Genomic DNA, 9,532 nt, shown 5'->3' with positions numbered 1-9,532 from the left:
GCTGAATGCGCTGAAAAACGAAACATCCGATCCCAAAATGAGCCTGCGAAGAAAAAGACTCGCGGCCGGATGGAGCGGAGACTATTTGAAAAAGGTGCTCGGAGTTTTTTAGATGCGTTTACCCTGACCATCCCGGCCGTGGGCGGCCGGGCCACACTCTCTGGACACCGCTACTTCAAAAATTCTTCCTGCGGCTCGTAGTAGAGCGTGCGATCCTCAAACATGTGCGCGGGTCCCGTTTTCGCGTGGTAGCGCGGATCGGAACACGCCGCGTCGTGACCGCATACCGACTTGTAGCCGTGCGGCTCGTGATACGGCGCGATCACGCCCTCGAAGTTGCGCAGGATGATCGTGTCCTGCGTCATGGATAAAACGTAGTTCGGGCCGACGGGGATCTTGCCGCCGCCGCCGGGCGCATCCACCACGAAAGTCGGCACGGCCATGCCCGTCGTGTGGCCGCGCAACGACTCGATAATCTCGATGCCCTTGGCCACGCTCGTGCGGAACTGCGCGAGGCCCACCGACAGATCGCACTGGTAGATGTAGTACGGACGCACCCGCGCCGCGAGCAGCAGGTGCACGAGTTTTTTCATCACGTGCGGGCAGTCGTTTACGTTGCGCAACAGCACCGACTGGTTGCCGAGCGGGATGCCCGCGTCGGCCATGCGCGCGCACGCGGCGGCGACCTCGGCGGTCATCTCGCGCGGGTGATTGACGTGGATGTTCACGTACACCGGGTGGTATTTGCGGATCATGGCGACGAGTGCGTCCGTTACGCGCATCGGGCAGACCACGGGCACGCGGGTGCCGAGGCGGACGATCTCGATGTGCGGAATCGCGCGCAGGCGGCGCAGCAGGTGCTCGATCTGATCGTCGGAGAGCGTGAGGATGTCGCCGCCGGAAATCAGCACGTCGCGCACCTCGGGATGCGCTTCGAGATACGCAATGCGCGCGTCCACACCCGTGAGAAAGTTCTCCTCCTTCGATCCCACCAGCCGCCGACGCGTGCAGTAGCGGCAGAAGACGGCGCATTCGTCGGTGGCGAGCCACAGCACGCGGTCGGGGTAGCGGTGCGTCAGGCCGGGCACGGGCATGTCGCCGTCTTCGTTCAGCGGGTCGGCGAGGTCCGCGCCGTCGTCGCCGGGTTCCTCGACCAGCGGCACCATCTGCCGCTTGATGGGGCACCACGGATTTTCCCACTCGATCAGCGACGCGAAATAGGGCGTGATGCCCATGCGAAACACGCTGCCGTATTTTTCGACCACGGCGGCGGTCGCGTCGTCCACGGGAAACGCGCGGCGCAGGTCCGCGACGTTTTGGATTCGTTCGCGCATCTGCCAGCGCCAGTCGTTCCATTCGGCGTCGGAAACGCCCGCCCACAATTGATGGCGGGGCGTGGGGGTCTCGAACATGGCGTCCTCCCGGTCTACGCGTATCGCTCCGCGTAAACGCGGCGGATGTATTCGCTGTCGCGCAGAAGCGACAACGCGTGGTCGGCGTGCCCGCGCGTGTAGCCGTTGCCGATGATCATCGTCACGTCCTTGCCGATGCCCTCCGCGCCGAGTGCGGCCTTGGTGAAGCTCGTCGCCATCGAGAAGAAGTAGACCACGCCGCCGTCCTTGGCGCACATGATGGACGACATTTCGCACCCTTCGCGCGAGACGCAGTTGATGACGACATCGGCGAGCGCGCCGCCCGTGGCGCGTTCCACCGCGGCCAGCATGCCCAGCGCGTCACCCGCGTCGGCGACGACCACGTCGTCGACGAAGCCCGAATCGCGCACGAGGGCGACGGCGTCCTCGCGGCGCACCGTGGCGATCACGCGGCCGTTCGGCCCGGCCTGGCGGCGCGCCTCGAAGCAGCACAGCAGGCCTGATTTGCCGTTCGCGCCGATCACGAGCGCCGTGTCGCCCATTTTGACGAGCTTCGCCACCTGCGCCGCCGCGCCGGCTACGTCGAGCACGGCGAGGGCGAGCGTCTGCGGCAGATCGGCGGGCAGCTTCGCCCAGATCGCTGACTCGAAGAGGATGGCCTGTGCGACCACGTCCACCTGGTCGACCTCTTTACGCACGGCGGTGATCTCGCGAATGGCGAGCGGCGTGAGCGACAGCGACACGAGACTTGCGATCCGATCGCCCACCGACAGCGCGACCTTGCCCGCGAGAGCCGAGCCGATTTTCGCGACGCGGCCGACAAACATGCCGCCGGAGCCGGTCCACGGGTTTTTCAGCTTTCCGCACTTTCGCACGATGTCGAGGATGATCGATTTCACGCGCTCGGAATCGCCCTCGGCGTGATCGAGGATCACCTTGAAACTCGCCGAATCGACGTTGAGCGTTTCGACGTCGCACAGGATCTCGTTGTCGTAGAGCACGGACATGTCGTTGTCGACGCGCAGAGCGGGTTGCGGAAGCGCGCCCAAGGGTTCACGCACGCGGTGCGTGCCGTATCGGTTGCCGGCCGGCATGGGAAACCTCGTGATTGGGAAAAAGCGAAATGGAAAACACACCCGCGAGTCGCGGGAAATCGGGACGCTAGGTCGGCTTGGCGTCGGGCTCGCGCCGGGCATAGGGCGCGACGAAGATTCCGAGGGCTTTTTGCACGGCGGCCACGTCGGCGACCTCGCGGCCCATCTTGCGGGCGAGGCTCGCAACATGACGCACGAGATCGGCGTTCGACTCGGCGACCACCCCCTTGCGCACGTAGATCGAATCCTCGAACCCGACGCGCACGTGGCCGCCCAGCGCCAGCGCGAGCGGGTGCAGCAGGGCGCTCGCCTTGCCGCCGACGGCGATGACGGTCCAAAGCGAGTGATCGGGCAGGTTTTCGACCATTGCCTGCAAACAGCGTGGCGTGGCGGGGATGCCCCCAGGGACGCCGAGCACGAGGCCGAAATGGTGCGGCGGGTCGAGCATACCGCGTTCGATCAGCATCCGCGCGTTGTGGATGTGGCCGATGTCGAAGCATTCGAGCGTGGGTTTCACGTCGTGCTTGGCCATCTGGCGCGCGTAAAACTGCATCTGCCCGAAGGTGTTGATGAGCACCTCGTCGCCGAAATTGACCGAGCCGCAGTCGAGGCTCGCCATCGGCGGGCGCAGGGAGATCGGCTGAAGCCGATCCTCGTCGGGCATTCCCGCCGCGCCGCCGGTCGTGGTCTCGATCAGGATCGGGCACTTCGCGCGGATCAGCTCGATCGTTTTCGCGAAGCGGTCGCGATCCTGCGTCGGCGTACCGTCGTCCTCGCGCACGTGCAAATGGACGATCGACGCGCCGGCCTCGAAGGAACGGGCGGTTTCGTCGGCGATCTCCTCGGGCGTGAACGGCAAGGTGGGGGCCTGTTCGCGCGTCGTTTCCGCGCCGGTGACGGCGACGGTGATGATGACGTCGTCCATGGTCCCCCCCACCCGCGCGGGCGAAAAACCCGGCGGAAGCGGGGCGATCTTAGGTCAGCGGCGCGCGAAATTCAACGAAAAAGCGAGCCATTTATGTCCATCTCCACGAAAGTCGGCAAATGGGTCGCCGAACTTTTCGTGGCAACGGAGTGGGCGACACGATTGAAACGCGGGGGCGACATCCGTATCATGGAATATCTTTCCTTCGCTCAGGAACCACCGTGGCGAAATTCTGGGATCGGATGCGCGGCGGCGTTGATCGCGAACCGCGTTGGAGTCGTGTTCGGCGCTGGGTGCTGCCCGCGCGCCGCCACACGCTCGTCATGTGGATTTTCACCGCGCTCAATCTGACCGGGGTCCTGTTTCTCGTCGTCTCCTGGCACACGTCCGCCGTTTGGACCGATGCATTCAACCTCAAGATTCCGACCGACCAACGCGTCGCCCGCGCGATGCTGGCCGTACGCCTCGACACGCAGCCGACTGAATTGCGCATCCGCTACCGGCCCAGCGAGACGACCAGCGCTCTCGGCGTGTTGTTCAATTATCAGGCGGACACAATCGGTTACGAGGGGTTACGCTTATCGACGAAGGCGGACGGCGTCTCAACCTGGATACAAGCGAGAGAGACCGACACGACCGCAACGCCCGTCCCGGCGAAAGTCGGCGAAGAGCACGAACTTGTCTTTCGCTTTGCGGACGGTCGGGTTCGCGTCGACCAGAATGGGGCGCAGGTTCACGAGGGACCGCTCGTCCTCTCGGCGTCCACGATCCACCTGCTCGCCGACCCCGGAATGAAGGTGCCGGCATGGCGCTCGCCCTGGAGTGCCGTGGACCGCTTCGTCGTCCGGTTCGCGGACGGGAGCGAGCGCGAATTCGTGCCGGGAGCCTTTCGCGTCGTCGCGCGCCGCATCGGTGCGGTGCTGCTGGCGATCGTGCTGTTCTGGATGGCGGACGGACTGATCGCATCGGCCGCGCGCGGCCGGAGCGACCCGCCCGGCATCGTCGCGCAGTTGGTCGCGTTCTACCCGGCGCTGCCCTTTCTGGTCGTCTTCGGTTTCGCCCTCTTCAACAACCTTCCGGGGCAGAAGTCAAAGCGCAATCTTTACGGTGCGTATATGGAGGACGGGTACTTCAACGCGCGCGCGTTCGAGGCGCGGCGCGAACTGTCTCGTTCAGATCGCAAGATCTTTTTTCCGGTGGAGTCGAACTCCGACGTAATTCTCGTCTTCGGCGGCGTGCCCGCGGCGGGCGATCCCACGACCAAGTCGGGCCCGACCTGGCCGACGATGCTGCAAACGCGCTTCGACGAGGGTTCGGAATTTCCCGATTACCGGTTCAAGGTCGTCAATCTCGCCGATCCCGTATTCGGCATGGAAGCGCAGTTCCCGCCGGGCATTCAGCCGTTTCTCAAGTCCGTCATGCCGCGCGTGGTGATCTTCAGCTCGCTGATGAACGACTTCTTCATCGCGCACGACAGCGCGCGAGTCGCCTACAACCTGGGTCTTTATGACACGGCGACCGAGGAGTTGCCGGACGAAACGGCCACCTTCACGGCGCATCTGCAATACGCACTCTCTCTCGTGCGCGAAACCGGAGCGCTGGCGATCGTCCTCGACGAGCCGGTCGATCTGCGCGTCTTCGGCAAGGACCCGATGGCGACGTGGCGCAGGCCGTTTTTGGAACAGGCCGCGAAATTCGGCGCGCTCGTCGTACGCACACAGGACAATTTTGCGGCGGTCAAGGACCGATGGCTGTTTTTCGATTTTGATCTGCCCAATCGGGAGGGGCAACGCATGATGGCGAAACGCGTGTATGATGCGCTCGGTTCGAATCGCGATCGCATTCCGCCGCCGCTGACGCAGGTTTCGCGCACACCGCCTGCGGTGCCGACGCCCGCCGCGAAGAAATAGCGCTCTACGGCCCGGTCGCTTTTTTCGCGTAGATTTCGATCGGACCCGCGCAGGCGGTCTCGACCGTTTCGGTGAGTGCGTATGCCCGGTCGATGCGCACGCGAAATAGAGGGTCATCCGGAACCGGCGTTGGCGAGGAACCGGGGCGCAGCGTGTTGACGATGTCGATCATCACACCGCGCAAATCCTCATCGCTCGTCGACCACACCGATGCGGGCACGATCAATAAATCCGCCTCGGCGAAGCGATTCGAGAATTCCTCGTAGCCCGGGATCTCGAATCCGATGAGGCGCGCTTTTCCGTTCATGGCCAGCGCGTGAAAGATCAGGTCGTAGCCGAAGCTCATCGTGTTTTTCGCGAGCGGATGCAGCGCGATCGACGCGGGCGCGTCGGCGCGCGGATCGAGCCGCGCGAGCACGCGATCCATCACCGTCTTGTGATCGCCAAGGCACGCGGCGCGAATCCGCTCCAGATCTCCCGTCGCGCTGGGGAACAGGTCGCGCGCAAAGCTTCGCGTCCATAGGGTCGCCGCGCAAATCGTCGCGACGGCAACGCCCGCCGCAAGGCCGATCGCCCCCGCCGTTTTGCCAATGCGTTGCAGCGCGCCCATGCCGAGCGCCGCGAGCAGGGCGAGATACGGAATCAGCACCGCCGCGTAGCGGATGTTTTTGTGCGGAATCACGACGAGGCTCGCGAACGCGACGGCGAGGCCCGCCGCAGCGATCCACGCCGCGCGGCGTCGCGGCAGCGCGAACGCGAAAGGTCCGGCGAGGACGCACAGAATCGTCGGCACGAATCCCCACGCCTGCGTCGCGAGCCGCGCGGGATACCACCACAGCACTTCGAGGGGCGTCGCCGTGGTGGGATCGGTCTGCGCGTGCGAGCGGATCTCGCCAAAATCCAATCCGAAGATGTACCACGGCGCGGCGACGACGATGACGGCGACGATGGCCGCCGCGAGACCGCGCCACGCGAATCGCGATCCGCTTTTGTCGCGTATGGCGGCGAGCGCCGCGTCCGCCATCCACGCGAGCGCGATGCCCGCGATGGCCGTGACGAAAGTCCACTTGATGAGCAGGCCCAAGCCCGCCGAGACGCCCGCGACGGCCGCGGGAACGTGGCGCGTGAAACGCTCGCTGCGCACCGCGCCCCACACGATCACCGGAATCAGCGCGGCCATCGGGATTTCGAGAAGCGGCGTGCGCGACCAGAACGCGAATTGCGGCGCGAGCAATATCAGCGCGGACGCCACCAGCGCGGGAGCGGCGCGCTCGGTTTCGGCGCGCACGAGCGAGACGAGCGCGCAAAGGCCGCCGAGATGGAATATCGCCGAGACGACCGGGGCGGCCGCGCGGGGATCGTCGAACGCCGCGCCGACGCATCCCCACAGCGCGAAGAGCAGCGGCGGATAGTACGACTCGCCGAGCGCGCGGCGGATGACGCCGAAAATTCCCGACTCGCGCAGGGCGCGCGCGTATTGATCGGCCCACGCGAGAAAATCCGCGGTGAAGGGATAGTCGGTGCGCGAAAGCCACGCGAGGTCCGATGCGAGACGCGCGCCGACCATGGCGGCGACGGCCAGATACGGCCACGCGCGGCGAAGCGTCAGGTTGCGGGACATGGCCGCCAAATTACCGGAATCGACGGCGAATCGACAGAGGCCGCGAGCCGCCGACGAGAACGGCGAAACCCGAAGGCTTCGCCGCGTGTTGCCGATCGGACGCGATCACGCCCCCGGGCAAGCCCGCGCGCGCAGGAAGTCGCGGTTCATGCGGGCGATGTTCGAGATCGAGATTTCCTTGGGGCAGTACGTCTCGCATTCGGCGTGGTTGCTGCAATTGCCGAATTTCTGCTCGTCCATCACGGCGACCATGTAGCGCACGCGCTCCTTGGCCTCGACCTGGCCCTGGGGCAGCAGCGACAGGTGCGAGATTTTCGCGCCGACGAACAGCATGGCGGAGCCGTTGGGGCACGCGGCCACGCACGCGCCGCAGCCGATGCACGCCGCCGCGTCCATCGCGAGTTCGGCGACTTTTTCGGAAATCGGGATCGCGTTGCCGTCGGGCGCGCCGCCGGTGCGTACCGAGACATAGCCGCCGCTCTGGATGATGCGGTCGAACGCGCCGCGATCGACCACGAGGTCGCGCATCACGGGGAACGCGACCGAGCGCCACGGCTCGACCACGATCGTGTCGCCGTCCGTAAACGAACGCATGTGAAGCTGGCAGAGGGTCGTGCCCTTTTGCCCGCCGTGGGCGTGACCGTTGACCACGCACCCGCACATGCCGCAGATGCCCTCGCGGCAATCGCTGTCAAAGGCGATGGGCTCTTTGCCGCCGCGCACGAGTTGCTCGTTGAGATGGTCGAGCATTTCGAGAAAACTCATGTGGGAGGACACGCCGTCCACCGTGTAGGTTTCGAGTTGCCCCTTCGCGCGGGAGTCGGGTTGCCGCCAAACCTTGAGCGTGAGTTTCATTTACTTGTAACTCCTCTGCGTGGGATGCACGACATCGAAAACCAGCGGCTCCTTATGCAACACCGGGTCCTTGCCGACGCCGGTGTACTCCCACGCCGCCGCGTAGCTGAAGCGCTCATCGTCGCGCTTCGCCTCGTTGTCGTCCGTCTGGCTCTCGACCCGGAAATGACCGCCGCAGGATTCCTCGCGACCGAGCGCGTCGCGCACGAGCAGTTCGCCGAACTCCAGGAAATCGGCCACGCGCCCCGCGCGTTCGAGATCCTGATTGAGCGCCTCGCCTTTGCCGGTCACGCGCACATTTTTCCAGAACTCGTCGCGAATCGCCGGGATGCGGGCGAGGGCCCTGTTCAGTCCCTGGGCGCTTCGCCCCATGCCGCAATCGTCCCAAAGCATCAGGCCGAGTTCGCGATGGAAATCGCGCACCGTCCGTTTGCCGTTGATGGAAAGGAGTTTCCCGACGCGCTCGCGCACCGCGGCTTCGGCCTCGCGGAAGGCGGGATCGTCCGTGCCGACCTTTTCGAGCTTCGTGCCCGCGAGAAATCCGCCGATCGTGTAGGGAATGACGAAGTAGCCGTCGGCGAGGCCCTGCATGAGCGCCGACGCGCCGAGGCGGTTCGCGCCGTGGTCCGAGAAATTCGCCTCGCCCAGCACGAACAGGCCGGGCAGGTTGCTCATCAGGTTGTAGTCCACCCACAGGCCGCCCATCGCGTAATGCACGGCGGGGAAGATGCGCATGGGCATCTTGTACGGATTTTCGTCCGTGATCTTTTCGTACATCTGAAACAGGTTGCCGTATTTGCGTCGGATGGTGTGTTCGCCGTCGCGCTTGATGGCGTCGCCGAAGTCCAGATAGACCGCGAGGCCCGACGCGCCTACGCCGAAACCCGCGTCGCATTGCGCCTTCGCCGCGCGGCTCGCCACGTCGCGGGGCACGAGATTGCCGAAGCTGGGGTAACGCTCTTCGAGATAATAGTTGCGGTCGGCCTCGGGAATCTGATCGGGCGAGCGTTTGTCGCCCTTGTTGCGCGGCACCCACACACGCCCGTCGTTGCGCAGGCTCTCGCTCATGAGCGTGAGCTTGCTCTGGCCCTCGCCGTGCACGGGAATGCAGGTCGGGTGGATCTGCGTGAAGCAGGGGTTGGCGAAAAATGCGCCGCGCTTGTGTGCGCGCCACGTGGCGGTGACGTTGCTGCCCACGGCGTTGGTGGACAGGTAAAACACGTTGCCGTAGCCGCCGGTCGCCAGCACGACCGCGTCGGCCGCGTGGGATTCGATCTCGCCCGTCACGAGGTTACGGCACACGATGCCGCGCGCCACGCCGTTGACCACGACGAGGTCGAGCATCTCGCGCCGGACGAAGAGTTTCACCTGCCCCGCGCCCACCGCCCGCGAGAGCGCGCTGTACGCGCCGAGCAGAAGCTGTTGCCCGGTCTGGCCGCGAGCGTAGAACGTGCGCGACACCTGCGCGCCGCCGAAGCTGCGGTTCGCCAGCAGGCCGCCGTATTCGCGCGCGAAGGGCACGCCCTGCGCCACGCACTGGTCGATGATGTTCACCGACAATTCGGCGAGCCGATGGACGTTGGCCTCGCGGGCGCGATAGTCGCCCCCCTTGACCGTGTCGTAGAAGAGGCGGAACACGCTGTCGCCGTCGTTTTGGTAGTTTTTGGCCGCGTTGATGCCGCCCTGCGCGGCGATGCTGTGCGCGCGCCGCGGGCTGTCCTGAAAGCAGAAATTCTTCACGTGGTAGCCGAGCT

General features: G+C 65.4%; 7 protein-coding genes. 1 reads left to right on the top strand and 6 read right to left on the bottom strand.

Annotation, left to right across the window (positions count from 1 at the left end; genetic code table 11):
• Positions 1–170: 170 nt before the first annotated feature.
• The 3 genes from ablA to IT350_16200 all read right to left on the bottom strand — a co-directional run bounded on the left by ablA (position 171) and on the right by IT350_16200 (position 3,392).
• Positions 171–1,412: a lysine 2,3-aminomutase gene (gene ablA, locus IT350_16210; protein MCC6159596.1), complete on the bottom strand. Its 1,242-nt coding sequence runs from the start codon at positions 1,410–1,412 to the stop codon at positions 171–173.
• Positions 1,413–1,426: 14 nt separating this feature from the next.
• Entirely contained in the window at positions 1,427–2,467 is a 1,041-nt protein-coding gene (locus tag IT350_16205) for an L-erythro-3,5-diaminohexanoate dehydrogenase (protein ID MCC6159595.1), read from the bottom strand.
• Between the two features lie 67 nt (positions 2,468–2,534).
• Positions 2,535–3,392 (bottom strand): 3-keto-5-aminohexanoate cleavage protein, encoded by an 858-nt coding sequence (locus IT350_16200; protein ID MCC6159594.1) that lies wholly within the window; start codon positions 3,390–3,392, stop codon positions 2,535–2,537.
• A gap of 221 nt (positions 3,393–3,613) precedes the next feature.
• Between IT350_16200 and IT350_16195 the strand changes: the two genes are divergently transcribed.
• Positions 3,614–5,302, top strand: a complete 1,689-nt coding sequence (locus IT350_16195; protein ID MCC6159593.1) for a hypothetical protein — start codon at positions 3,614–3,616, stop codon at positions 5,300–5,302.
• 4 nt (positions 5,303–5,306) lie between these two features.
• Here IT350_16195 and IT350_16190 read toward each other — a convergent pair whose 3' ends face one another.
• The 3 genes from IT350_16190 to IT350_16180 all read right to left on the bottom strand — a co-directional run.
• Entirely contained in the window at positions 5,307–6,923 is a 1,617-nt protein-coding gene (locus IT350_16190; GenBank protein ID MCC6159592.1) for a glycosyltransferase family 39 protein, read from the bottom strand.
• 105 nt (positions 6,924–7,028) lie between these two features.
• Positions 7,029–7,778, bottom strand: a complete 750-nt coding sequence (locus IT350_16185) for a succinate dehydrogenase/fumarate reductase iron-sulfur subunit (protein MCC6159591.1) — start codon at positions 7,776–7,778, stop codon at positions 7,029–7,031.
• The coding region (locus IT350_16180) for a fumarate reductase/succinate dehydrogenase flavoprotein subunit (GenBank protein ID MCC6159590.1) at positions 7,779–9,532 on the bottom strand (1,754 nt) is incomplete at its 5' end.

This window comes from Deltaproteobacteria bacterium (assembly GCA_020845895.1).
In the GTDB taxonomy this organism is placed as follows: Bacteria; Lernaellota; Lernaellaia; order JACKCT01; family JACKCT01; genus JADLEX01.
This window is presented reverse-complemented; position numbering and strand designations above follow the sequence as displayed.

Excerpts from the sequence above, each read along its gene's own strand:
- ablA (MCC6159596.1), bottom strand. The coding sequence starts at position 1,412 with ATGTTCGAGACCCCCACGCCCCGCCATCAATTGTGGGCGGGCGTTTCC.
- IT350_16205 (MCC6159595.1), bottom strand. The coding sequence starts at position 2,467 with ATGCCGGCCGGCAACCGATACGGCACGCACCGCGTGCGTGAACCCTTG.
- IT350_16200 (MCC6159594.1), bottom strand. The coding sequence starts at position 3,392 with ATGGACGACGTCATCATCACCGTCGCCGTCACCGGCGCGGAAACGACG.
- IT350_16190 (MCC6159592.1), bottom strand. The coding sequence starts at position 6,923 with ATGTCCCGCAACCTGACGCTTCGCCGCGCGTGGCCGTATCTGGCCGTC.
- IT350_16185 (MCC6159591.1), bottom strand. The coding sequence starts at position 7,778 with ATGAAACTCACGCTCAAGGTTTGGCGGCAACCCGACTCCCGCGCGAAG.